Annotated in this window: 22 protein-coding genes; 6 read left to right on the forward strand and 16 right to left on the reverse strand. The window is 62.4% G+C overall.

All coding sequences use genetic code 11. From position 1 onward, the window contains the following. Window positions 1-7: 7 nt before the first annotated feature. On the reverse strand, window positions 8-1,177 hold the full coding sequence (locus RLQ26_04745; GenBank protein MEQ9088032.1) for a Rieske 2Fe-2S domain-containing protein: 1,170 nt from the start codon (window positions 1,175-1,177) through the stop codon (window positions 8-10). Window positions 1,178-1,211: 34 nt separating this feature from the next. Further along, the gene (locus RLQ26_04750; GenBank protein ID MEQ9088033.1) at window positions 1,212-2,033 is read right to left on the reverse strand and encodes an alpha/beta hydrolase; all 822 of its coding nucleotides are present in this window, start codon (window positions 2,031-2,033) and stop codon (window positions 1,212-1,214) included. Window positions 2,034-2,203: 170 nt separating this feature from the next. Between RLQ26_04750 and RLQ26_04755 the strand changes: the two genes are divergently transcribed. Next, window positions 2,204-3,064 carry a formate/nitrite transporter family protein gene (locus RLQ26_04755; GenBank protein ID MEQ9088034.1) on the forward strand — a complete coding sequence of 287 codons (861 nt, stop codon included), beginning with the start codon at window positions 2,204-2,206 and terminating at the stop codon, window positions 3,062-3,064. Between the two features lie 8 nt (window positions 3,065-3,072). Here RLQ26_04755 and RLQ26_04760 read toward each other — a convergent pair whose 3' ends face one another. Next, window positions 3,073-4,263: a Rieske 2Fe-2S domain-containing protein gene (locus tag RLQ26_04760; protein MEQ9088035.1), complete on the reverse strand. Its 1,191-nt coding sequence runs from the start codon at window positions 4,261-4,263 to the stop codon at window positions 3,073-3,075. A 202-nt stretch (window positions 4,264-4,465) separates the two neighbouring features. On the opposite strand from RLQ26_04760, the gene RLQ26_04765 reads away from it, so the two are divergent. Then, entirely contained in the window at window positions 4,466-5,188 is a 723-nt protein-coding gene (locus tag RLQ26_04765; GenBank protein MEQ9088036.1) for an alpha/beta fold hydrolase, read from the forward strand. Between the two features lie 22 nt (window positions 5,189-5,210). Here RLQ26_04765 and RLQ26_04770 read toward each other — a convergent pair whose 3' ends face one another. Continuing rightward, a complete protein-coding gene (locus RLQ26_04770; protein ID MEQ9088037.1) occupies window positions 5,211-6,269 on the reverse strand; it encodes a hypothetical protein in 1,059 nt (352 codons plus the stop codon). Continuing rightward, window positions 6,266-7,495 (reverse strand): aromatic ring-hydroxylating dioxygenase subunit alpha, encoded by a 1,230-nt coding sequence (locus RLQ26_04775; protein MEQ9088038.1) that lies wholly within the window; start codon window positions 7,493-7,495, stop codon window positions 6,266-6,268. The genes RLQ26_04770 and RLQ26_04775 overlap by 4 nt, the downstream gene beginning before the upstream one ends. Before the next feature lie 213 nt (window positions 7,496-7,708). Here RLQ26_04775 and RLQ26_04780 point away from each other — a divergent pair, with 213 nt between their 5' ends. From RLQ26_04780 to RLQ26_04790, 3 genes are all read left to right on the forward strand, one after another. Further along, window positions 7,709-8,122, forward strand: a complete 414-nt coding sequence (locus tag RLQ26_04780) for a RidA family protein (protein ID MEQ9088039.1) — start codon at window positions 7,709-7,711, stop codon at window positions 8,120-8,122. A 282-nt stretch (window positions 8,123-8,404) separates the two neighbouring features. After that, complete coding sequence (locus RLQ26_04785) at window positions 8,405-9,076, forward strand: outer membrane beta-barrel protein (protein ID MEQ9088040.1); 672 nt, start codon at window positions 8,405-8,407, stop codon at window positions 9,074-9,076. Between the two features lie 167 nt (window positions 9,077-9,243). Next, the gene (locus tag RLQ26_04790) at window positions 9,244-9,711 is read left to right on the forward strand and encodes a nucleoside deaminase (GenBank protein ID MEQ9088041.1); all 468 of its coding nucleotides are present in this window, start codon (window positions 9,244-9,246) and stop codon (window positions 9,709-9,711) included. Here RLQ26_04790 and RLQ26_04795 read toward each other — a convergent pair. The 11 genes from RLQ26_04795 to RLQ26_04845 all read right to left on the reverse strand — a co-directional run bounded on the left by RLQ26_04795 (window position 9,708) and on the right by RLQ26_04845 (window position 24,590). Then, window positions 9,708-10,427: a cysteine hydrolase gene (locus RLQ26_04795; protein MEQ9088042.1), complete on the reverse strand. Its 720-nt coding sequence runs from the start codon at window positions 10,425-10,427 to the stop codon at window positions 9,708-9,710. The genes RLQ26_04790 and RLQ26_04795 overlap by 4 nt on opposite strands. A 15-nt stretch (window positions 10,428-10,442) precedes the next feature. Next, window positions 10,443-10,727 (reverse strand): acetone carboxylase subunit gamma, encoded by a 285-nt coding sequence (locus RLQ26_04800; protein MEQ9088043.1) that lies wholly within the window; start codon window positions 10,725-10,727, stop codon window positions 10,443-10,445. Continuing rightward, complete coding sequence (locus RLQ26_04805; protein ID MEQ9088044.1) at window positions 10,724-12,556, reverse strand: hydantoinase B/oxoprolinase family protein; 1,833 nt, start codon at window positions 12,554-12,556, stop codon at window positions 10,724-10,726. The genes RLQ26_04800 and RLQ26_04805 overlap by 4 nt, the downstream gene beginning before the upstream one ends. Before the next feature lie 3 nt (window positions 12,557-12,559). Next, a complete protein-coding gene (locus RLQ26_04810; GenBank protein MEQ9088045.1) occupies window positions 12,560-14,659 on the reverse strand; it encodes a hydantoinase/oxoprolinase family protein in 2,100 nt (699 codons plus the stop codon). Window positions 14,660-14,773: 114 nt separating this feature from the next. After that, entirely contained in the window at window positions 14,774-15,433 is a 660-nt protein-coding gene (locus tag RLQ26_04815; GenBank protein MEQ9088046.1) for a winged helix DNA-binding protein, read from the reverse strand. 85 nt (window positions 15,434-15,518) lie between these two features. Continuing rightward, window positions 15,519-16,823 (reverse strand): DUF1329 domain-containing protein, encoded by a 1,305-nt coding sequence (locus RLQ26_04820; GenBank protein MEQ9088047.1) that lies wholly within the window; start codon window positions 16,821-16,823, stop codon window positions 15,519-15,521. Window positions 16,824-17,213: 390 nt separating this feature from the next. After that, a complete protein-coding gene (locus RLQ26_04825; protein ID MEQ9088048.1) occupies window positions 17,214-17,624 on the reverse strand; it encodes a response regulator in 411 nt (136 codons plus the stop codon). Window positions 17,625-17,634: 10 nt separating this feature from the next. After that, on the reverse strand, window positions 17,635-19,026 hold the full coding sequence (locus RLQ26_04830) for a response regulator (protein MEQ9088049.1): 1,392 nt from the start codon (window positions 19,024-19,026) through the stop codon (window positions 17,635-17,637). Next, on the reverse strand, window positions 19,016-20,371 hold the full coding sequence (locus RLQ26_04835; protein MEQ9088050.1) for a PAS domain-containing protein: 1,356 nt from the start codon (window positions 20,369-20,371) through the stop codon (window positions 19,016-19,018). The genes RLQ26_04830 and RLQ26_04835 overlap by 11 nt, the downstream gene beginning before the upstream one ends. A gap of 264 nt (window positions 20,372-20,635) precedes the next feature. Then, window positions 20,636-23,365 (reverse strand): LuxR C-terminal-related transcriptional regulator, encoded by a 2,730-nt coding sequence (locus RLQ26_04840; protein ID MEQ9088051.1) that lies wholly within the window; start codon window positions 23,363-23,365, stop codon window positions 20,636-20,638. Between the two features lie 112 nt (window positions 23,366-23,477). Further along, the gene (locus tag RLQ26_04845; protein MEQ9088052.1) at window positions 23,478-24,590 is read right to left on the reverse strand and encodes an LLM class flavin-dependent oxidoreductase; all 1,113 of its coding nucleotides are present in this window, start codon (window positions 24,588-24,590) and stop codon (window positions 23,478-23,480) included. Between the two features lie 206 nt (window positions 24,591-24,796). On the opposite strand from RLQ26_04845, the gene RLQ26_04850 reads away from it, so the two are divergent. After that, complete coding sequence (locus tag RLQ26_04850) at window positions 24,797-25,192, forward strand: nuclear transport factor 2 family protein (protein MEQ9088053.1); 396 nt, start codon at window positions 24,797-24,799, stop codon at window positions 25,190-25,192. The last annotated feature ends 91 nt before the right edge of the window (window positions 25,193-25,283 follow it).

A 25,283-nucleotide genomic window follows, 5' to 3' on the forward strand; every position in this document is an offset into this window, starting at 1 on the left:
CCGCACGCTATTTCAGACCGTATTTGGACTCGATAATGCCGTTATTGTGCCTGGCGCACAGCTTGCGCCATTCCACGATGAAGTGGTCGGATTCGAAGAGCTGCTCTTCCTGCCAGCCCCGGCCGTCCTCATAAAAATCCTCCATCGCCTCCCGGCCGAGGATATCGTCGTCGTTGAACCCGCGGAGCGCGAGGTCCTCCCACATATGGGTGTATTTCGCCTCGAAATAGGCGCGCTCCTCCTCCGTCTCACAGGTCTTTGACAGGATCTGCCAGTATTCGTGGTAGCCAGGGCGCGTTGGCACGTACCACTCATACTGGACCAGCCCGACCTCGGGCCAATTCTCCACCTTGAGGACTCCCGGCATGAAGATTTCGACCGCCAGCCCCTCCGGAATCTTGGAGCCACGCGCCTTGAGGCCGGTCAGCTCGTTTTCGAGAACGACATCGAGCTTGTCGTAATACTTGCCGATTCCCTTGGGCTGGTCGGGCTGGTCGAAGACCTTGATCGCGCCTTCCATACTCGCCGTCTCACCCAGCGTGAAGGCGTAATCCTTGACGAGCACCAGCGCCGCATCGCGGTGCAGGATCAAATGCCCCGGATCGGCACCGCTTTCCGCCGCAAGCCGCCAGTCGCCCCGACACTCGCGATGGATACCAAGATTGACGACGTGATCGTGGGTCGGATGGGCGACCGGGTACTCCGGATAAGTGGATTCGGAGTTTGGCAGATCGAGATCGAGATCATGGGGCTCACGGTCCGCATCGCCCATGAAAACAAAGATCAGATTGTTGATTTCCCTGACCGGGTACGTGCGCAACGAGATCTTGCCGATCACATTGTCTTTCGGCGAGGAGACGATCGAGACCAGCTTGCCCGACTCGAGATCATAGGTGAAGCCGTGATACCAGCAGGTGATCGTCTCGTCCGTCAGACAGGTCGGCCGTTCCGTCAGGCGCACACCACGATGGCGGCATTCGTTCCTGAGGGCGTAGACCTCGCCCCTGGCGCGGCGCAAGACCACGGGTGTCGAGCAAATGGTAACACCCTTCGCCTCGCCCTCGGCCAGTTCCGAGGAGAGGAGAGCGGGGTACCAGTGATTCTTGATGCCCAGCCCTGCATCCAGGTAGGGCTGCAAGGAGCTGCGCTTGCGGGCGGTTCTGCTGTTTCCGTCCATCTGTTCCTCTATTCGCTGCCTCGCCTAAGGTGGATCAGGCCGCGGGGTCATGCAGGATGAAGTTGAGCGTTTCGCGCGCGAAGCTCTCGGGATGTTCCATCATCGCCCAGTGACCGCAATCCGGCACGATGTAACCCCATGAATTTTCGATCAGCTCAAGGAAACGGTAGGCCGACGATGTCGGGACCACCTTGTCCAGCTTGCCGTTCACGACCAGCGTCTGATGCCGGACGCGCGCGATATAATCGTCATCGAGATAAAGCCCGCCCTGCTCGGCGAGCCAGCCCATCACGGCGCTGTAAGCCGCCTTGGTCGGCTCGTCGATGGACAGTTTGTGACGATAATTGATGAGCTCCTCATCGGCCTCGAATTTGGGGTTGGTCAGGCCGTTCACGATCTTGCGCATGCCGTCGGTCGTGAAATCGTAATTCATGATGGATTTCAGCTCGTCCGTCAGGGGCGCCTTGATGCCGGCCGAGCCCATGAGCACGACCTTGTCCACCAGATCCGGATTCTCCACCGCGACGCCGATCGCCGTACAGCCCCCCATGGAGTTGCCGATGATGCTGACCGGTTCGGACAGATTAAGGGCGCGGATAAAGGCGCTGATATGCTTGGCACGATTGGCCTGAGTGTATTCGTAGCTTGACGGGCTCGGCTTGTCGGTACCACCGAAACCCACCATGTCCACCGCGATCGCGTGCACCTGCTTGCCGTAGGTCGGCAAGGTGTAGCGCCAGTTGCCCCAGCTATCGGCGCCGGCACCGCCGCCGTGGATGAGAAGAACGGGCTTCCCCTTTCCCGTCTCGAAGTAACGAGTCCTGATTCCGTCAGCATCAACAAACTTTGAATCCATATCGGGTCTCTCCCAGTTTTTGCAGCCCCCGGCCCGAACGGTCCGAACGCATATACGATTAACCTAGTTTAAGGCCAGACTGCCCCCGGTCTGGCAGGATGGCCCCATTATGGCGCCTGTGTCCCGGCTTGCCAAAACACGTCTTTTCCCCACCGGGTTATTCGAGTCCCATGGAACAGGAACCCGATCATCGCCGGAAATCGCGGCTTGCCCCCTTTGGCCAGGGGCACCGCGGGCTGAGCCGGAGCGAACTCAAGGACGTCGAGCAGCGCCTTCGCCTGCGCTCCCGGCTGATTTACGAAATCGTCCGCCAGGAGGGCGAAGAAGATCTTGTCCGATCGTTCAATGCGCTTTGGTGGTCCGGCGTCGCCGCGGGTCTGTCCATCGGATTCTCCGCCATCGTCGAAGCGTTGCTCAGCGCCCATCTCCCCGACGCCCCGTGGCGGCCCCTGGTCGACAATTTTGGCTACTGCGTTGGCTTTCTCATCGTTGTCCTGGGCCGACAGCAGCTCTTTACCGAAAGCACGATTACGGCGGTCCTGCCCACCGCCGCCGAGCCCACGCGCGACAACCTCCTCAACACGGCCCGTCTCTGGGGCATCGTGTTCCTCGCCAATATGGTGGGGACCTTTCTGATGGCTGCCGCCCTCGTCCATATGGACATTTTCTCCCCCGCCACAAGCGCGGCGCTGCGCGATCTGTCCCTGCACATGATGTCGCCGAGCCCGGCCGGCATGTTTTTCCGCGGGATCATAGCCGGCTGGCTGGTGGCGGCGATGGTCTGGCTGATCCCGAGCGCCGAGGCGGCGCGACTCTGGGTCGTGATCCTGATCACCTATCTGATTGCGCTGGGCGATTTCACTCATATCGTCGCGGGGGCGGTGGAAGCCAATCTTCTGGTCCTGCTCGGGGACATAACGGCGGGCGAGATGGTGGTCCATTTTCTGCTGCCCACCCTGGCTGGCAATATCGCGGGCGGGACGGCACTTTTCGCCCTGATCTCCTACGCCCAGGTGCGCGAGGAGCTTTAGCGGCGGATCTAGTTGGGATTTCCGGGCTGGATACCCCGGTTGGCCCGGGTGCAGAGCTTGCGCCAGGCCGTCGTGACGACATCCGGGCCGAATAGCCGCTCGCGGCGCCAACCATTCTCTTCGCCGTAAAAGCGCTCCATGGCCTCACGGGCGAAGACGTCCTCGTTGGTGAACTTGCCCGGCACGACATCGCGCCAGACATAGCGGACCTCGTCGAAAAAGGCCTTCTTCTCCTGCTCGGTCCGGGTCTTGCGGCCCCAGGCGATAAAATAGCGGTGAGTCTTCTCCGTCACCGGCACATACCATTCGAAATGCACCGTATCGGGCGTGGGGAAGGGATCGACCCTGAGGCCGCACGGCATCCAGATCGTCACTTCGGGGATCATTCCTTCGAGGATACCCGGCTCGTCGGGCATATAGCGGGCCGCGATGGTCACGCCCGGCTCCACCTCGGCCTCCCAGATGGGCCGGCCCGCGCCGCGGGTGAGCTTGACGCCCTTGGGTCCATCCCCCTCATAGACTTCGAGGCCATGCCCGTCGCCGAGGTCGGCGTCGCCGAGCACCGTCGGCACATGAAACCCCCGGACCAGGCCGGAATTCCGATGCATATAGGTATGGGCAGGATCGAACCCGTTTTCCGCGCCAAGCCGCCAGTTGGCCTCGACGATGTTCGACCAGCCCTCGGGACAAAGCGTGAGATCGGGATCGAGAAATCCCGGCTGCAGATCGTCGGCCAGCGGCGGCGGGTCGATATCGCCGATGAAGACGAAGACCATGCCTTTCTGCTCCTCGACCGGGTAGGTCTTGAGCGCGGCCTTGCCGATGAGCGGGCTCGTCGGATCGGTGATGATATGGGTGAGGTTGCCGTCGCGGATATCGTAGGTGAAGCCATGATACCAGCACGTCACCGAATGGGCGGCGTAGCACTCGAGGCGTTTCGATAATGGCACGCCCTTGTGCAGACATTGATCCTTGACGCAATACACCTTGCCGTCCAGGCGCCGGAAAAGCAGGTCCTCGCCCAGCATCGTGACGCTCCTGGCATGGCTGACCGGCTGGCCTTCGCGGTCGCTGACATCGGCTTCCGCCAACTCGTGGCTGAAAAACGCCGGATACCAGTGATTGCGAAAACCGAGAGCTGCGTCGATATAGGGCTCCCACGGCGTCGCCGCCCGGGCACGCTCCTTCTGCTCACTCATATTGTCCTGTCTCCGCCCCTAAACCCACGTGCGAGAATCGCTCTTTGGCGCTTGCCCGGTATCCAGCCTAGACCGGGAAGCCGGCCCCTGTCAAGCCGGAGCCTAGGGGATATCACGGAGGCATACGGCATCATTTGCCCCGGCCGTGAGTAGTTTCTAATGTTCGAGAGAATTCTGAGTGGAACGAGGGGAGGAGTACAACATGGCGACTTACGTCTTGGTGCATGGCGCTTTCATGGGAGCCTGGTTCTGGGAGGATATGGCACGCCGGCTGGAAGCGGCCGGCCATCGGGCGATCGCACCGGATTTGCCGAGCCAGGGCAGGGACACGCAGCCGGTCGCCGGGATCGGGCTCGATGATTATGTGAACCGCATCAGCGCGATAATTGATGACGAGGATGAGCCCGTCATCCTGGTCGGCCACAGCCTGGGCGGGCTGACCATCTCGCAAACAGCGGAGCGTCGCCCCGACAGGATCAGGAAACTGGTCTATGTCGCGGCCTTCCTGCTGCCCGATGGCAGCAGCCCGCGAAAATTCTACGAAGATCTGGGCGTACCGTCGCCGGTGATGGGCGCCTCTATCATGCATGAGGACGGGACGGTCGATCTCAAGCCCGAGGCAATGGAGGAGATCATCTTCAATACCTCACCCGCCTGGCTGATCGAAGCGGCCATGGACCATTTGAAACCCACGTCGCGCAAGCCCATGGCCACGCCGCTCGAATTGAGTGACGGGAATTTCGGCCGCGTGCCGCGCGTATATATCGAGGCACTTCAGGACAAATCCATCCCGATCAAATATCAGCGCATGATGGTGGAGGCGCTGCCTTGCGCGACGGTGATCACCATGGACACCGACCATTCGCCGATGTTTTCGGCCCCCGACGAACTGGAACGCCACCTGCTGGACGTGGCGAAGGGCTAAGGAGGGCCAGCGCCGACACGCCTCAGGTCACGATGGCGACATGCTCGAAACCGCTTGAAACCTGTGTCGCCGCATCGAGTGCCTCGGCCGCCTGGTCGAGCGGAAACACCTTGGCCGATGTCGCCGAAAGGTCGAGGGCGCCCGAGCCGATCAGGCGCAGCAACTCTTCCGTCATGTCGTAAGGGAACCATTCGGATCCCCGAATCGTCAGCTTGCGCCCGATCATCATCGTCGCATAATCCACCGGGATGGTGGCGTCCAGCCCGCCGATCAGCACGGCGTGGCCTTCGATGCCGAGCGCATCGATGGCCGCCCGCGTCGGCCGCGCATCCTGGGTGAACCCCGTCGCATCCACGAAGAGATTCGCCTGCCCGGCGACGGACAGGATATCGGCAGCAGCAACCCCCTTGGCCGTGGAGACCGCCCTGACCCGACCGGGCGCCAGGCCTTCCAGCCGCTCGAGTGCAGCCGGCTTGCGGCCCATGGCGATGATGGTCGAGGCCCCCATGGCGAGGAGCAGCAGGACCGCTGATACCCCCAGCGCCCCCGTTGCCCCGTTGACAATGGCAACGTGACCCGGCCGGAATGCGCCGCGCTTGATGGCGTAATAGGCCGTCCCGATATAGCCGAAACGGCTCAGCACGGCGGGATCGACCTTCTCGGCTGCGCCAAGGGGGGTGACGCATTCCGCCGGCAGGAGAAACTTCTCTGCAAAGCACCCGTTCGGCCATTCCTTCAGGACCGCTTCGCCGCCCGGCATCGGCGCCGCCAGCCCGACATAGCCGCCAAGCCCGGAAACGCCCTTCAGCGTCACCCAGTCATCGCAGTAGACCTTCTGGCCTGCTTCCAGCCCGTGCACGTCCTCGGCCACCGCCTCGACGGTGCCGATAGCGTCCGTACCCGGAATATAGGGCGGCGGCGGAAGCGGAAACGGCACCCGGCCTTCGGTAAACTCCTTCATCGGTGCCGGCACGAAGCCGGCATCCACCCGCACGATGACACATCCCGGCCGGAGCACCGGGTCGTCAACTTCCTCGACCCTGGCGGGGGTGGCGAAATCGCGAACGAGAAGCGCCTTCATGAGATTTTCCCCCCACCCTCGAGTTCGGCCGCATAGGCCCGGAAGCGTGTCACCAGCCAGCGGTTGAAATGAATGAGCGGCGTCTCCAGATATCCGTACCGGCCGCCATAAACGAAGCGCGATCGCCGGCCCTCCTGAACCGCGCGGTTGGCCGTGATGTCCTGATCGTTGATCTCGTTGAAATCCTCGAGGACCTTTTCGAGAGTCTCCTCGAAATCGGGCCGCTTGACGGTGCTTTCGGGATAGAGGAAGCCAACTCGCAGCGTGATGTTCTCGGGTCCGGCCGGACGGATAATGAAATAGAAGGCGCCGTCGGGCAGCGTGGTGAAAAGCATGTTGGGCGGTACAACGCTGAACATGACCCGCCAGCGGTCTTCCTCCGTCAAGCTCTCGAGTACGGGAAACATGCTCTTGCCCGTCCGGGTGAAATTGGCGTCCCTGTGGGTAAAGGCCGTGGGCGAGAAGATGGCTCCGTCATCCTCCGGATCCCAGTCGGGAAAAGTCGCGTTCCGGTTCGGCGCCATGTCATGATAACCCCTGTGAGCGACGGCGGTGTGGTAGGGCTCGACGCCGTTCTCCTGCATCCATTTCCAGTTCCACGGATTATCCGGGATATCGATGGGCGGCAGGGCGACGAGGTCGGCCAGGCGATGATTCTTCACTTCCGCCGTCAGCCGCTTCAGCCGGGACGCGAGCGGGCGGGCCGTGCCGCTCAGATTGACAAAGATAAAGCCGTTCCAGATCTCACTGCGCAGAGTTGGCAGGCAGTGATCCTCCCGCAGCTCGTCGAGCGAGGCTGTCCGTTCCATTTGCGGGGCCGACAACAATTCTCCGTCGAGGCCGTAGACCCAGCCATGATAAGGGCAGGTGAACTGCCGGGCGTTACCGCCCGCCTCGCCCAGGATATGCCCGCGATGGCGGCAGACCGCGGGCATCACCCGGATTTCACCGTCGTTGCCGTGCACGACGAGGAACGGGTCATCGTTGATTTCGATCGTGAAATAATCTCCCGGCCTGGGCACCGTGCCGTGATGGCCGAGACAGATCCAGTCCCGATCCCAGACGGCACGTTTTTCGAATTCGAACCATTCGGCCGAAGTGTAGCAGGCCGCCGGTAACGGCCGCGCCGTCTCGAAATCCTCGGTCGCGCTATCCATGCCGGCGAGAAGCTCGCGCAGCACCGGCGAAAGACGAAAATCATCGTCAGGTGCAGAGTTGAAGCCCAAGGCCTTTCCCCCTTTGTTCAATAGTGCCGATTTGACCGGCGGGTCCGCTTCACGCCGCGCGGCAGGTCTGCCGGAATTGGTCGTTTTTCCGGATCGCGGGATGTTAGGATGCATGGTAGCGACGGCCCCGGCGGCGTGCAACGCGAATGGCAGGGGCGGTCCGGGATCTGAAATCGCAGCAACAGAATTACGGATTTTTGGCAGGGAGGAATCATGGCTCGCAAAACAGCGGTCCACAACGACCGCGCGCCGGATATGCGCGGGTTCTTCAATTGGGGATTGAAGATTTCCGACATGGACGAATTGTTCATCGCCACGGGACGGCCCGCCTGGGCGGCGGACGGTTCGGTCGTGAGCCCCGGCGATGCAGTGCGCCAGACGCAATATATCCTTGAGGACATGGAGAAGTTTCTTGCCGAAGCCGGCTATGCGAAAGATGACCTGATCCGGATTGAATATACGTTCACCAAAGAGGTGGGCGAGGATCAGTACGAGGCAGTCTTCCGTGTTTTTGCCGACTGGCTCAAGGACGTAGCGGTGAAACCCGCCGCCAGCACACTCCGGATCGTTGACGGCCTCGCCCTGGCCGGCCTCGTCGTCGAATACGAATTCTGGACCGCGAAATAAAACGCGAAATAAAAAATGCCGCGGGGCCCCGGGCCCAGCGATTGTCCGGATGCGCGACGCCCGGCCCCGATCGGGGCCGGGGTTCAGCGTTGCAAATTTGCGACATCCCGTCACTTTCTCCCGAAACACCGTTCACGATCCGTGTGATCGCATTGAAGGCCCGGCGCGCTCCGCGTTAGGTGTGGGAGAGGCCCCCGCGACCCGCGGCGATGTGACGAGCGCCGCCGGACCTGATCGTTGGTGGGAAAAACAATCAAAGATAGATAATGATTAGGAGTTTTCATGACGGGCATTCGCGCCACGGCCGCTGTTGCGGCGACTTTCCTTTTTGCGCCGGCGCTGGCGCAGGCGCAGGACGATACGCACTGGTTCAAGAAAGAGAGCGTCTACGCCTTCGGTACCGCTGGCTACAGCATTCTTGAGGATTCGAGCGTGACCAGTTCGGCTGGCAACGCCGAAATCGAAACCGATGGCGGTTGGGGGGTTCTCGGCGGTCTCGGCTACGATATCGGCCCTGTCCGGCTGGAGCTGGAAGGCAATGCCCGGTCCAACGAGGCCGATCAGGTCTCGGTTCTGGGTACCAGCGCGAGCGGAGACATCGATTCCTACGGGCTCATGGCCAATCTGTGGCTGGACTGGGATATGCGCCAGGAAACCGGCATGCCCCTGATTCCCTATCTCGGCGGTGGGCTCGGCTGGGCACATCTCGAGGCGGACGGCATCGCCACCGGGGGCACGACGCTGGTCGACGATTCCGACGACCAGGTGGCCTTCCAGTGGGGAACCGGGTTTGCCTACGGTCTCGGGGAGAATGTCCAGTTAACGGTCGATTACCGCTATTACATTGCGTCCGACCCCGAGTTTACCGACACGGCCGGCGGCCGCGCCGAGCTCGACTACGACAGCCACCTGATCGGGGCCGGGCTGCGCTGGTATTTCAACCCGCGCAGCTAGCCGACAACGACGGGAGCGGGGTGCGAGATGGCGGAAAACCGGCCGCGCACCCCCGCTTTCCCGGACATCCGGCGCCGCCACAGGCGGACGCCCCTTGCCAATCCGATCTGCCCGCCTCATCTTTCCGGTCATCGCCATCGGACCGGGACAGAGGGAGATTCGCGGGCATGAGCCTGAGCACAGACGAGGCACGCATCCAGCGTTGCTACGAATTGGCGCTGCGCGCGGTGCAGCACGGCAGCGAGCCCTTCGGCGCGCTGCTGGTCAAGGACGACACCATCATCATGGAGGCGGAAAACGCGACCCGGAAGGGCGAAGACCCGACGCGCCACGCCGAGACGGAGCTGCTTGACCGGGCGCTCCGCGAACTCGGCATCGATGGTGTCCGCGGCGCCACAATCTATACCAGCACGGAGCCGTGCCTCATGTGCTGCGGCAAAATGTATTGGGCGGGTCTCGCGCGACTCGTGTTCGGAGTCCGTATTTCAGAGTTGCGCAAGCTCATGGATTTCGACTACCGGCTGACCGCCGACGGACTTTTTGAGAGCATGAGCCCGCGAATTCCCGTCTCCGGTCCAGTGCTGGAGGCCGATGGCCTGGCGCAGCACCGCACCTTCTGGACCGCGCGCGACTAAACGGCGCCTTCCGCCACGTTGCGCGTTCCAAACCGGTCGAGCGCCGCGGTTGCTTCCTCGCGGGTCATCACGTCGCCGAATTGCTGAATGATGTTCTCGAGCGCGGCCTGATGCTCGCGCTCCGAGAGCGCAGCACAGCAATCACGCAACATCACCACATCAAAATCCATCATCATCGCGTCCCGCGCCGTCGTCTCGCAGCAGATATTTGTCTTGGTTCCGGCGATAAAAAGGCTTCTGAACCCTCGGCTCCGGAGCATGCGCTCCAATGGCGAAGATCCGGGGATGAGCGCGCTGTAGCGGTTCTTGATTATGAATACGTCGCCTTCGCCAGGCTCCAGCTCGGGCCAGAGCTTCTGGCCCGGCGCCTCGGGGCGCAGGCTTTGGATGGTGCGCGTGCGCACCTCGTCGGAGACGAAGCGGTTGAAGAACCCGTCCCAGTCGCTGCCCCCCTCGCCGACCGGCTGGTTGGCGTGAACCACCCAGATCACCGTGCCGCCCCGCTCACGCAATGCAGCCGCGAACTCGTTGATATTCCCGACAATTCCCCGCGAGGCCGGAACCTCGGCCGGGCTCCCCTCGGCGACGAAAGTGGGCTGCATGTCGATCACCACGAGTGCGGCGCGCGAAGCGTCGATGGCATCAAACAAATGGTAGCGGCCCCGGCGCGCGATAACACGGTCGGCGACCTCCTTGCTGACATCCGAGTCATGCATGCCGCTGCTCCTTCATCAGACCTTGATTCGATCCTCAAGAAAGGGATCGCCCTGCGTCGCCGTCTCCGCATCGAGCAGCGTGCCACAGGACGGACAGAAGAACCGGCGCACCACCACATCATCGGCGGTGGTATAGATCCCATCCACCTGATTGAGCGGCGCCTCGTCGAGACGGGCCTTCTCCTTCCATGACTGGCTGACGGGCGCGATCGCCGTTTTGCAGGCGGCGCAGGCTGTCATCCAGACCTGGCCCTTTTCCTGCGTGGCCACGAGGCTGGCCGAAAGTCGCTTTGTGTTCATTCCGCAGCCTCCGCCCGAAGCCGATCATCACGCATCTGCTGCCGCCGCTCGGCCGTCGCCGCCTGATCGACCCGGCCGGAAACCGGATCGGCGACCACGCCATAGAGCCTGAGGGCCGAATCGGCCGAGACCGCACCAAGCCGCAGATCCGTCTCGACCGCGGCCACCTCGCGCGCCAGAGGATCGCCAAACCCGCCGCCGCCATTCCAGCGCACATAGAGCCCGTCATCCGCGTCGAGCCCATAGAGGCCCCAGGAGATCCGCTCCGACTGGCCAACCATCTCATCGAGCGAGGCCGGCAGAGGCCCGCGATTGGATGGCCCCGACAGCACGTTCTTGACCTTGACGTAGTTCGACGGCCCGCCCGGCAGGCCACCCGCCAGCCCCTCGCTCATGGGACAGGTAATGCCCTTGCCCGAGATGACGAAACCGATCCCGCCCGCGGGCGAGCCATGGGGCACGATCGCGTATTCGGCGCCCATGCCGCCGCGATACTCACCGGCCCCGCCCGAATCGGGCATCATGCGCCGGAACAGGTAGAGGACGGGAAATTCCGATTCCATCTGTTCCACATTGGCCATGCGCGAAATCGGGTTGGGCACTTCACCGCCCACATCGATCCCATCGGCGAAACTGCGGGCCCCGCCAGCGCCGCCGAAGGTCTCGGTCATGATCCCGATGGCGTCCTCGTTTCGCTGGTTCTTGCCGAAAAGGAACAGCGCCACGTGGCTGCCGTGCCAGACCGCGGTCGCTTCGTCCGCCAGGGTTTCACTGGCCGACAGCATCTTCGAGATGCAGGTCACGCTGGCATTGTTTACCGACTGGATGGCGCCCACCGTCGCAACGGAAACCGGCGCCGGTCGTGTGCAGTTCACGATCGTGCCCTCGGGCGCGATCATGCGGATAGGCCGGATGACGCCCTCGTTCCAGGTGATGTCGTAGCAAAGCAAGGGGAAGATCGGCGCAAACATGCCCCCCCAGGCGGCCCAGTAGGCGCAGTTGACGCCATAGGCGGTCTGCGGACTGGAGCCGGAAAAATCGAAGGTCAACTCGTCGCCCGTCTTGGTCATGGTGAGCTCGACCCGGAAGCGCTCGCCCTTGAGTTCAAGAAACTGGCGCGACTGCCACTGGCCGTCCGGGAGTTCGCGGAGCCGGGCACGCAGACGCTCTTCCGACTGGCTGACAAGCCGTCTGCAGGCGTCGTCCACCTGCGCCACGCCGTATTTATCGACCAGCTCGGTCATGCGCTCACGCGCGACGTTGTTGCAGGCGATCATGGACCGGATATCGAGCGCCACCATTTCGGACGACCGGACCATGTTCAGCATCGTGTTCAACACGTCATGGCGTATCCGCCCCCGGTCCACCAGCTTGATCCCGGGCGAGGAAAATCCCTCGGTAAAAACATCGGTGGAATCCGGGCTGAACCCGCCGGGATTGAGTGCTCCGATATCATAGACGTGGACGAAGCAGGCACTCCATGCGACGAGCTCGCCCTCGTAGTGGATCGGTGCGACGAGATAGACATCCGATGTATGCAGCGCTGCCGTATAGGGATCGTTGAGCAGGAACACATCGCCTTCGAAGATATCGCCCTCGAAGTTCCGGATAATGTGCTTGCAGGCCTGGCTGGCACTGGTCAGATGGTGCAGGAAACCCACGCCACCCATCAGCAGTTCACCCTTCGCCGAGTAAAGGGACACCATCAGGTCATGTCCCTCGTTGGTGATGGCGCTGCCCGAGACATGCTTGAGCGTGATGACCGCCTCGTCCACGACGCGAAACAGTCGATGGCGAATGATTTCGAAGGTAATGGGATCGAAGGACATAGCTTAAAACTCGATCACGATGTTGCGATAAGGGTCCATGCGTGCACGGTGCCCGTCCTGGACGACGATGGTGGTGATGGGGGTCAGGATCACGGCCGCCCCCTCGATCACATTGCCCGGCTTCAAAGCCTCGAACCGATAGATCCTGCCGTCAACGAAAGAATCCGCGTTCAATGCGTAGATGCGCTTTGTGCCGATCAGCGCGGCCGCCGGATCCGCCGGGCCTTCCTCGAGCGGCACCATGCCGGGCGTGTTCAGCCGGCCCCGGGCCGTGAGACGGACCATCCGGATCTCGACTCCGGCCTCCTTGTAGGCCGAGCCCTTGCCGTATTTATCTTCGTAAAGCTGCTCGAAATCAGCGACCAGTCGCTCAAGCCCCGCCTCGTCCAGCGGCATATCGGCGCCGACCCGCGTGGTCACCTCATGCACCTGGCGGCGATAGCGCAGATCGGCTGCCAGATCCAGTTCGATCCGGTCATCCGAGAACCCTTCCTCGCGGAGGCGTGCCTGGCCTGCGGTGATGAGCGCCGACAGCAATTCGTTTAACGTCTTTACCTCGCCCGGCACACGAATGGCGCAAGGTGTCGAGAATTCGTGCACCACGTCCGAGGCCACCATGCCATAAGCGCAGTTGACGGAAGCGGTATAGGGAATGATGACGCGGCGAACACTGAGTTCGGCGCCGAACGCGTCTGCCAGAAGGGCGCAACTGCCCCCGAAGGCATGGATACTGAATTCGCGCGGATCATGGCCACGCTCCACCGTGACCTTACGGATGAGATCGGTGATCTGGGCGGCGGCGACCTTGTAGACGCCGACAGCCGCTTCCTCGACATCAAGGCCGAGGGGCCGGGCCACTTTTTCTTCGAAGGCACGGCGCGCACCCTCAACGTCCAGCGACAGCGATCCGTTGAGGAAGGTCGTCGGATCCATATAGCCGATCAGGGTCATCACATCGGTCAGCGCAGGCTCTGTCCCGCCCAGGCCGTAGCAGACCGGCCCCGGATTGCTTCCGGCGCTCTCCGGTCCGATGCGAAGCGATTTCGTCGCTGCATCAGCGCGTACCAGGCTGCCGCCGCCGGCACCGATCGAGACGATGTCGAGCTTGGGCGCCGTATAGTGGTAGCGGTCGACGATCGGTTCGCGGGCGTACTCCAGAAGCCCGCCGCGAATGACACCGACCTTGAAGGTGGTGCCGCCCATGTCGGCCGCGATCACGTCGTCCTCGCCCATGAGCTGACCCAGATCCTGACTGCCGATCAGGCCTGCCGCCGGGCCGCATTCGAGCATGCCGATCGAACGCTCCGCCGCCTCTTCGGCCGAGAGCAGCCCGCCATAGCCCTGCATCACCAGGACCGGCCCCTCATAGCCAGTCGATTTGAGCTGTTTTTGCAGATCGGTCAGATAAGCGTGGGTGACCGGCCCGGTATAGGCGTTGATCACGGTTGTCGATGTGCGTTCGTATTCGCCGGGCACCGGCGCAATCTCCTTGGATAGGGAGACATAGATTTCGGGGTCGATGCGCCCGATGATCTCCCGGATCTTTTCCTCATGGGCGGGGTTCGCGAAACTCCAGAGCAGGCTGACGGCCACGGCCTCGGCTCCGGTGCGATTCAGCAGATCGCGCAGCGCGGCCTCGGTCTGCCGTTCATCCAGCTCGACCACGACCTCGCCCGCGGCATCCACCCGCTCCGTCACGCCGAGAATGGCGCTCTTATCCACCAACGGACGCGCCCGGTGGGTCTTGACGGGATGCTTGATCTCCTCTTCCGTCAGCCCGCCCCAGCGGCCATAGGCGGCGCGCGTCATGGCAAGCGTGTCCTCGAACCCCCGTGTCGTGACAAGCGCCGTGGCGCCGCCGCTGCGGGTCAGGATCGCGTTGTCGACCACCGTGGACCCATGGACGAAGAGCCGCGTGTCGCGGAAGAGCTCCTCGACGGTGATGCCGAGATCGTCGGCCGCGGTTTTGATGGACGCCATGACGCCGTTGGCGAATTCAGGCGGGGTCGAGAGCGCCTTGCCCAGCGCGACGCCATGCTCGTCGGAAAAAACCACCGTGTCCGTGCACGTGCCCCCCACATCCGTCGCCACGACATAGCTCATCCGGTATCCTTTTCTGCGCTATTCCCTGCCCACGCCCGGTGGCGCCCAGCCGGACGATAATATATTTAATTTCAATTGAAATCCAACGATAAAACGCCGCGGCGCGGCCGCCATTCAGGCCCGGCCACGAGTTGTCGCTTTCCGCCGGGGGGCGCCCGTTCGCCGCCGCGGCGCGGGGGTCGCGCCCTTCTCCCTGCCGGTCTCAGCCGGCGTGGCACCTTTTGCGGCACCCCGCCCGTAGGTGGCCGTCACCCGCGTGCCTTCATCGAAAACCCCGGTCAGGATGTGAACGAGATCCGTCGTGGCGTCGATTTTCTTCCCCGGCAACGCCATCGAGCGGATCATCGGCCCCAGCACCTGGCGCTTCAATTCGGCGAAATTCTCGGTCGCTGCCGTCCCCTCCGGGGTCACCAGATATTCGTAGGATTTCTTTTTCGATCCCGGTTTCAGCCGGATGAGCTTGAGGTCGCGCAACTTGCGCAGGCTGTACTGGATGTTGGAGTGATCATCGCGGTTCATCAGAGTACCCAGTACCGCGGCGCTTTTCGGCCGATCCTGCATCCGGATAACGTTGAGCAGCACGATCTCGTTCGCCGACAAAACATGGCCACTGGCCGTGCGGATGCCCACCTCGTTGAAGCGGTTGAAGGCCGACACAAAGCGCAGGATGGCAAATTCCAGCTCGGTGAGCGAGATCTCCTCCGCGTCACGCGCCAGATGCCAGGATTTATCGAAATCCACCGTCGGATTTTGCGGCACGGGTTTTCGGGTCATGTTCCAGGCGGTCAAGCGGTCAAAATGAAACTGCCGGCCAGTTTACACTGGCCGGCAGTTATATTGCGAGTGATGTCCGCTGGGTTTAGCGGCCCGTCTCCTCGAGCACCGCGAGGTTGAAGTCCTCGGGGCTCAGGCCTGGCGGGTTCATTTCGCAAGCGCCACCACCCTCGATGGTGAAGAAGGTCGCGTGGTCGCGCTGGAAATCTATGTTCACACCGAACGAGGTGAACATGTAGATGGCGGGGTTGCCGTTGGCGTCACGCCATCCGTCCAGCGATTCGTAGACCCTGTTGGCAAACGAGGCCCATTTCCAGAATTCGCCCTTCTGGTCGTATCCGGCCATGAAGTAGGGCCGCCAGATTTCGGCATCGAACCAGTTGATCTTGCGCGAATACGGATGGTATTCGGGCGGCGTCGATTCGACGACGTAGACCGGACGCACTTCCCACATGTCCCTGGTATTCCAGTAGGGCTCGGTGCTCAGATCGATCCGCGGGAAGGTATCCTGATCGGAACTGGCGTTGGGATACCATGAGCCGCGATCGGTGAGCGGCACGTCCTTGGCGCTGTTGGCGTGTGCGAAGACATGCGTCTTGCCGAGCAGCTTGTAGCTCTTGTACCAGCTGGGATGGGCGTTGAAGGTTTCAAGATCGTCCTGCAACTGGTCGGTTCCGCCGATGGGGTCCATCCAGGCGCCGCCCGACAGGCGGCGGATCCGGCGGACGGTGCGGATATAGGCCCAGATGTCATCCAGCTTGGGATCCCAGTACCGGATGGAAAAGGTGCCGAGGCCCTTGATGTCCTGCGGGAAGCGGGCGAAGAGCAGGCTCTTGTGGTACTGCGATCCGTCACCCTCCACGTAGGGTTGGTTGACCCGGGCCCGCATGTAGTAGCGCGCGAAGGTCCAGTGCTGGATGCGCTCGATCCCCTGCGAGCCTTCGATGAAGACCTGGGCGAACGGGCACCAGAACTGGTCGCCGTGGGGCTGCATCGTCGTGTAGTTCCAGACGATCTTCGCAGCCACGTCCGGGTCGTCCGCGTTGATTTCCGGGAACGGAATGCCGGTCGTGTAGTTCTGGATCATGTTGGTGGTGGGATCGAGGCTGGCCTGGCCCTTGTACTGCTCGGTCAGCTGATTGATCCGCGGATCGTAGGGCATCGGATTGGTTGCCTCGACCGGGCGGATTTTCAGGTTCTTGTTGCGGACCTGCCATTCCAGCCGCTCCGGAATGAGGTCGCCCACCTTGTGACCTTCGAAGGTCTGGGTCTTGACCTGGTCGATATTCGCAGCACTGATGACCGTCCCCGGGGCCAACTCCTCGGCGCCGGCGCTCGCCGACAGGCCGAGAGCGGCCGCGAACCCGACCGTGCCTGCGAATACGCGCATGCGGTCTCTTCTAGTTAACATCCCGTACTCCTCAAGTTTATGAATTTGGTTTCCCGTCTCGAACCCATCGTGCTCCGAGGCAGGGCTGTCCACCCCAGACCGGTACCGATGCGTTCCCCCCAGAAAATTTCTGTCCCCCTTCTTTCGAGTGGGTTCGTGCTCAAGAATAACGGGGAATTCCATTCGCGGACAACATGAAAAGGATTTCAGACTCCGGATTTTTGACGCCCCGTCTGTCGCGCGACTCGGGACCGCGCCAACCCGCCCGCCGCGCCGAAAGCCGCGATTGCCCGTGATATCACGCGTCGCGGCGCGGCCGTGACCCTGCCAGGGTCATGAAAATATCACCAAAACGTGAGGCTCGCGTGCGCGTCGGCACGGTGCTGGAAACTAGTTTTCCCGCGGTAGCCCGAGGGCCTCGCGCACGAAGCGGCGCAACTGACGGACAGGTACCGGCTTGTCGACGACGGCGTGGACTGCGACCCGTGCCCGATTGGCCCTGGCGACGGCATCAAAATCGCCTGACATCAGGATGATTTTGGCCGCCGGGTTGGCGGAGACCGCCATCTCCGCCACCTGGATCCCGTCGATCCGGGGCATGTTGATATCGATTATGAGCACGCGGGGGCGCAGTTCTTGAATCGTCGCGATCGCGCCGGTGCCGCTCAGCTCCTTGTAAATCGTGACACCATCCATTTTCAGCGCTTCGGCCACCAGCCGCACTGCCTCGATATCGTCGTCGACAACGAGGACGGCCTTGCTTTTTTTCTGGTAGTCACCTTCAACAACTTTCAGGGTCATGGTCCTTGTCTCATTGTCTGTCCGAGATCATCTCGAGGACCTTTCGTCCGAGTGTGATGAGATCCAGCGGTTTCTCCAGAAGGGCGGTGTTGCCGTCCTGCAGATGGTCAGAGATCTCGCCGATATGGCTCGAGCCCGTGACGAAGATGACCGGCAGGCGCGGGTCACGCGCCCGGAGAAGTCGAAAAAGCGCTTTGCCATCCATGCCGGGCATGCGGAGATCGGTGATCACGATATCGGCGGCGGCGGCGGCAAAAGCGTCTGCGGCGGCGCGGCCTTCCTGGAAGGTCTCGACGACGCACCCCAGCGCGGTCAGGTAGGTCGCGACCATTTCCATCGCTTCCTTCTCGTCCTCGACGACAAAAACCCGCGCATCGATCCTGGTTACTCCGGGATTGAGGAGTCCGGGCGCGTTTTCGCTCGGGCGCGCCTCGTAGCTCACGGCTTCACCACCGCCCCCCGACTTTGCCCGCGCGCCCGAAGCCGGCAGGGTCACGCGGAACTCGGCCCCGCCCGGCACGTTCTCGACACTCACGCTGCCGCCCATTCGGCGGACGATCGTCAATACGTTGGCGAGCCCAAGCCCCGTACCCTTACCCTCCTCCTTGGTCGTGAAAAAGGCGTCGAATATCTTGTCCTTGTGTGCCGCGACGACGCCGCCGCCCGTATCACGTACCGTGAACCATGACATGTTGAGGGCGGCTTCTTCGGCAAGGTAGAGCGAGATTTCGCCGATCGGGCCGTCGCCCTTTACCGACCGACCATTCTGCGCGGGCGCATCGCGCGCATTCTGCACGACCGCATCGCGTGCATTCTGCACGACCGCATCGCGCGCATTCTGCACAAGGTTGATGACGATCTGTTCCACCTGAATGGCGAAACCCGTCGTCAACAGATGACTCTGCGCCACATCGACATTGAAACGGATGTGTGCGCGCTCCAGTTCGGCCTCGAGAAGCCGGGCCGCGCCAAGCAGCGCCTGGCTGAGCAGGAAATCCGAGGGCCGGCCCCCTTCCTTGCGGGCGAAACCCCGCATGTGGCGGATCATCTCGGCCATGCGCTGGGTTTGTCGCCGAATGGCACGAAAACGCGCGATCAGGGGCGAAGTGCCGTTCTCATCCGACATGATCGCCATATCGGCCTCCATGCGGATGACATTGAGCGGCTGGTTCAGCTCATGGGTCAGGGTGGCCGCCATCTGGCCCAGAGACGCCATCTTCTGGGTCTGGACGAACTGGCTTTGCAGCAATTCGCGTTCGGTCGTATCACGGCCGGTCAGGATATAGATCTGCCGCCCACCGAGAGACATGCGGGTCAGGGCGGCATCGAAGGGAAACTTGCGTCCGGAAGGGCTTGCTCCCGAAAGACGCATGAATTTTGTCGCCGCCTCGTCATCCTCCACCGGCCATCAGGTGCTTCAGGTTTTCTGCCTCGTAGGTGCTGAAAAGAACATTCACGGGTGCACCGATCGTATCGTGTTCGTTCCGGCCGAAGACCCGCTGGGCGGCACGATTGAGCGATTCGATCAGACCGCCGGGGCTGATCGTCACGATGGCCTCGCCCGCCTGCTCCAACACGGTGCGGATGCGGCGCTCCTGCGCCATCAGATCCGCTTCGGCCTTCTTTCGCGGGGTGATGTCCGAAAAGGTATCGACGATGCCATCCCTGAACGCGATAGCCCTGACCTCGAGCCAGACATCGCCCTCCGCGGTTGGCTGGCGATACTCAAATTGCTGCAGTTGCGATGTTTCAATCGCATCAACGAATTTTTGAAACAGGCCTGTGTCCCGTGCTTCGGGAAAGGCCCCGAGCAGGGAATTTCCGACAAGTGTTCCGCCCCGATAGCGCAGCAACCTCTGGGCTGCGCGGTTCACCAGGTCGTTCCTGAAGTCGACGATCCGGCCCGTGTCATCCCGAATGGTCGTCAATTTGGCGATGCCGATGGAAGACGCCTCGAAAATCCCCTCAATGAGAGCGAGCGCCGCATCCCGTTCGGTCATGGTCTGACGTTCTTCCGTCACATCGAGCGATATGCCCCCCAGGCCGACGAGGGCGCCATCCGAAGCGGTGACGGGAAACTTGATCGATTCGAAAATTCGTTCGCGGCCATTGAGCACAGCCATCTCATCGACGGTAACGGTTTTTCCGGCCTTCATCACCGCGAGGTCGTTCTCACGCAGTCTATTGCCCAGATCGGTCGGGTGAATTTCCTGGTCCGTCCGCCCGATCATGTCTTCCGGGTTTAGCCCGTAGAATTCGGACCCGTAGGTACTGTGCAGCAGGTATCTTCCGTCCGGGGTCTTGAAATAGACCGCAGCCGGCACGGCGTGCAGGAAGGCCAGGAACCGGGCCTCAAGATCCTTGTGCAGTTTTTCGAGGCGCTGCACCTGATCCAGGCCGGCGACCGGATTGGCCTCGCGCAGGCTGACGATGAGGCGCTCGTCCATGGGGTTCAGGCGGATCAGGAAATCGGTTCCCTCATGATCCTTGAAACGGTGCAGGAGGCTTTCCGGCCTGACCTGATCGAGGACACGGGACAGGATGCGCGCGAATCCGTCGGGCAGGGGCGCCGGCATCACAGCGGCCAGCGACGAGAGATCGCCGGCACTGCTGGCCAGCAATCGCGCCTTCCGGTTGCGATAGAGACAGATGAAGTCCTCGAGCCGTTCGCCCGGCCCCTGGCGTTCGACGAAATAGACCGCCTCGTCGGCGGTTTCGACGACCGCCCCCAGCATGTCCCGTGGCAAGGAGGCGACTCGCCAGACTTGAGGTTTTGGGGCTGATGACACGGGGCGGGCCTATACGCAGTGTGCGGTTGCGGCAGCACGGGATGAGCGAGGTGCGTCCGCCGGCGAAGGCCGACTATAACACAGGGGATAGGAAAATCATCATAAGACCGGGGATGGCCCGTTAACCCTGACCGCCCGCAGCCTCATTGTGATAGCCGGGTGATAGCCGGGTGATAGCCGGAATTTCGATGAATTCGAGGTGCCGGCGAAGGCGCCGCAAAGCTAGCAAATGATGCCGCACTGGCGCGCGCGGAGCACCGCGTCGATCCGCCGGTGCACATCAAGCTTGGCGAAGATTTGCTTCAGGTGCCATTTGACGGTGTTCTCGGTCAGGCCCAGCTCGACCGCAATCAGCCGGTTGGGCATCCCCCGGCCAACGCGCTCGAGAATTTCGACCTCCCGTGCCTTGAGCGGATCGGACAGGGTCGCCGCCCTGAACGACTCCTCGGCATCAGCCGCCTCGCGACCGGACTCGGCCTCGAAAGCAGCGAGAAGGTGAAGCACATATTGCTGCAGATCGCCCGAGACGAAATCGGACAGCAGCCGGTTCGCCGCCAGCAACGACTGTATCCGGGCGCCTTCGTCAACGAAGCTGCGCACGAGGCCCGCTGGCGCGCCAAGGCGCAGGGATTGGTGGAGAGCGCGGTGAGCACCGCGCTCGTCCCCGGTCAGGTCAAGCGCGCGAGCATGCACGAGATGTAATTGGCAGGCGAGCCGCCAGGCGCCCCGATTCTCGAGAAAGCGTGCCCATTTGCGTGCCGGTCCCGCGGCCGCCGCCGGGTCCTCGCCAGCGAGGCGCAGTCGAATCCAGACGAGTGCCGGCATCAAATCGAGACTGCCGCTGTCCGACCCCGGCAGGATCGCGGGGCCGTCGGCGGCAATGCCGGCCCGCAGCGCGAGCTCACGTGCCCGATCGGCCTTGCCGGCGGTCAGCAACTGCCGGACCTCCTCCGCGATGAGCGTGACGTCGAGACGGGCAAAGCCCTTGTTGCGAGCGATGATGCGCCCTTCGCCGAGAATTCTCAGCGCATCCTCACGCCGGCCCGAGCGCCACAAAATCCGGGATTGATAGAGATAGCCGGCGACCAGTTGGTCGACGAACCCGATCTCGTCGGCCATGTGGAGGTTTTCTTCCAGAAGGCCTGCTGCCTTTTCTACTTCGTCGCGCTCGTAATGGAGCTCGGCCAGCAGCGGGGCGACCACCGCGATCAAGGGCGACTGGTTTCCTGAAAACCGTTTGAGTGATGCGAGGGCTCGCCTGAAGGAGTCTTCCGCGATATCGAGCCGCCCCATCATCAGGGCGCTGGCCCCCTGAATCCCGTCGAGAAAAGCCAGCCCGACGTGACTGTCCGTCATCTCGAAAAGATCGCGCGCGCGCGCGGCCCTCTCCGCCAGGCGCTCGAACTGGAAAAACTCCCGCTCGGCAATGATCAGCACCGCTTCGGTACTGCCGGTCAGGTATGAATCCTCGGGCGCCAGCTTGAGGTATTCAGTAGCCAATTCCCGCGTCGCCGCGAGGTCGTCGCGCAGCCCCGCCAGCATCAGCTTATTGTGCAATACGCGGCTGGCCAGGCTGTGGGACCTGCTCCCGCGCGAATTGCCCCTGTCCGCAGGGAGCCGGTGTTCGATGTCGTCGAGAATTCGCCGCGCTTCATCGAACTGCCAGCGCATCTGCAGTGCCCAGGCCTGCACCAGCCGGGCGCGGGGATAGTCCTGGAGATAGGATTCAGGGATCCGGCGGAAATAGCGATTGATGAAGGAAATTTGCCCGGTATATACGATCCGGTCGCTCCAACGGTCGAGCAGCGCGGCCGCTTCGGAAAAATCTTCGGCCCTGAGCGCGTGATCCACCGCCTCGCCAAAAAGGCCGTTTTCGGAAAACCAGCGCGAGGCCTTGAGATAAATCTCATTCAACCGGATTCCGGCGCCGGCCGCCCGGTTCTCGGCAAATTCGGCCAGCAGGTGATGATAGCGGAACCATTTACGGGTCGAGTCCAGCGGCACGATGAACAGGTTGCGATCGGCCAAATAGCGGATCACCTGGGCCGAATCCCGCCTGCCCGTGACGAAGTCACATAAATCCGCACAAAATCGTTCCAGGGGTGCCGTCTGCAGCACGAAGGTGTAGACATCCTGGGGCACGTTCGCGAGCACATCCTCGGCCAGGAAGTCCGCAATATCGGCGTGCGCGCCGGAGAAACTCCGGAGCGCGCCGGTCATGTTCTGTGGTGTGCGGGTCCTGAGCGAGATGGACATGAGCTGCAGGGCCGCAATCCATCCCTCGGCCTTGTGGTTCAGGAGCGCGAGATCCTCCGCCTCCAGATCTATGTCGAGCGCGGCGCGAAAATAGAGGTTCGCCTCGCTGACCGAGAACTTCATATCGTCTGATCTGATCTCGGCAAGGGTCCCCTGCATGCGGAATCGCGCGAGCGGCAGCGCCGGACGTTCCCGGCTGAGCAGCATGAGATGAAGATTGCCCGGACAGAGCTCCGCCATGAGGCGCACGGCCTCGATCACTTCACCATCTGCCAGAACGTGGAAATCGTCGAGAACGAGCCACACATCTTCCTCGCGGGCGAGGAGTGCTTCCGTCAGATGAGCCGCGGCGCGAACCGGCGACACGGCCCTGCCCGCTTCCAGAACAGCGGACAAGGCGTGGCCCAGCTCCGTTCCCGCGTGATCGAGAGCCGCGCATATATATGAGAGAAAGATGTGCAGGTCATTGTCGCCCCGGTCCAGACTGACCCAGGCGACGGTCCGGCCGGCGCCGCGCGCTTCCTCGGCCCATTGGGCGAACAGGCTGGTCTTGCCGAATCCGGCCGGCGCCACGGCCGCCATGAGCGGGCGCTCGGACAGGGCACACACCTTGTCGAGCAGACGCTCGCGGCGGGTCAATCGCCCGGGCCGGGGCAGAAAGACCTTGGTTGAAATAAGGGCCGGCGCTTCCGGCATTCGCCTCTCCTCCCGCTGGCGAAGCGGGGAGGATAGCAAATTCCGCCCCCCTTTCGCAGGGAAAAAGGGCGAGTGCCGGCCCCTGCCGGCCTCAAATCACCGGGAGCCGGCGCTAGGCGAGGGCGGCCACATCCAGAAGGCCGCCCGTCACGATATTGTTGGGCGACTTGAATGTCGGGATGACGTATTTCCCGATCAGTTCGATCGAACGCATGAGCTCCTCGTGTTTCATGATCCCGTCCAGGCGCAGGATGACTTCGTCATAACCGAGCGCCTGAAGGCGGGTAATCTGCTCGATGAAGTAATCGGGTGTCCCCACCATCAGTCCCGGTGTCGTGCTCTGCACGTAATCAATATCGTTGATGTGCGACTGGATCTTCTCGATCTGGTCCATGTACTTGTAATCGGGTGACCGCTTGGCGAGATTTTTGTAAATTTCGATGACTGCGTGGAAAAATTCGATCGTGGTCGGACCGCCCTGCTCCATCGCGTCCTTCTTTGTCTCGGCACAGTAGGCCGGAAGAACCAGAAATGAGAGAGAGTTGGTCACGAACTTCCCGACCTGTTTTGTCGGCGCGGCGATCTCCTTCTGATAGATCCGGGCGCATTCCTCGGCGTAGTCCCAGCCGAAATAACTGTCCCACGCCATCGCGCCGATCCCCTTCTCGCCGGCGATCTTGTGCATTTCAAGACTGGTCGTCGCGACATAGATAGGCGGGTGCGGGTTTTGCAGCGGCTTGGGCGTGAGGTAGACCGGCGTTTTCATATCCCAGTATTTTCCGTGGAACTCTACCTGCTCCTCCGTCATGGCCTGGACGATGAAATCCAGGGATTCATTCCATTGGGCGCGGGTCTCGGTCGGATCGACGCCCATCGCGTCCATGGTGATGATCGAGTTGGATCGGCCGGTCCCGAACTCGGCCCGGCCATCGGAGACGAGATCCAGAGTTGCAAGCTGCTCGGCGATCCGCAGCGGGTGATTGAACTTGATCAGGAGGCGGACCATGTGGCGCAGCTTGATACGGCTCGTGTGGGCGGCGACAGTGCCGTAAAAAACTTCCGTCGCCCCCATCCCGAAATCGCGCAGGAAGTGCTGCTCGGACGAACCCCAGAAATCGAAGCCCATTTCTTCCGCCAGCACGATCTCGTCGATCATCTCCTTGTAGCGGCGATGATGGGTCGTGCCGTGAGGCACCGTGGCCTCGTGAATAAGTCCGAACCGCATAATGTTCTCTCCTCGAACGGTAAGATTGTGCGCTATTCTCGCCCCCCGGCCGGCGCCCCCACACCCCTCTATTCGGGTAGGACGCACAGCACACAGGCCCTGTCGTCTGCCGGGCCGCCCGGCATACGCTACCCGGAACGAGGGGTGACGACCCCGCCCGGCACGTCCCATGCTGGGCGTAACGCAATATCGCAAAGGGGGGCTGAATGGCTGAACCGCAATCCAAGGACTGTTCGGACGGGCTGGTCCGGGCGATGCTGGCGGGCGATCTGGACGCCTTCGTGGCGCAGTATACCGACGACGCCGTGCTTTACGGACCCGCCAATGTCCAGAGTGTGGGCAAGGAGGCCATCCGCGCCGAGATGGGAGAATTTTTCAAGGTCATCCAGGCCGATTCCTTCGACTGGGACGATAACGCGGCCGTCTCGGGTGACGTGGCATATCACTGGGGCACCTGGACGTTGAAGGGCAAGAACAAGGTGACGGGCGATGACCTGGAGCTCAAGGCCAGGACGCTCGACGTACGCCGTCGGCAGGCGGATGGCACCTGGCTCATCGCGGCCGACCACGCCTCATGGTTTCCGCAGGCACCGGACGCCTAGCGGGCTTCCGCGAGGTCGACGTCCATCCGCGGCCGATCGGCCGAATCTCCCCGGCGCCCGGGTGCCGGGCGAAAAACCGCCTCCCCGGGGG

This window comes from Alphaproteobacteria bacterium (genome assembly GCA_040220875.1).
In the GTDB taxonomy this organism is placed as follows: domain Bacteria; phylum Pseudomonadota; class Alphaproteobacteria; order JAVJVX01; family JAVJVX01; genus JAVJVX01.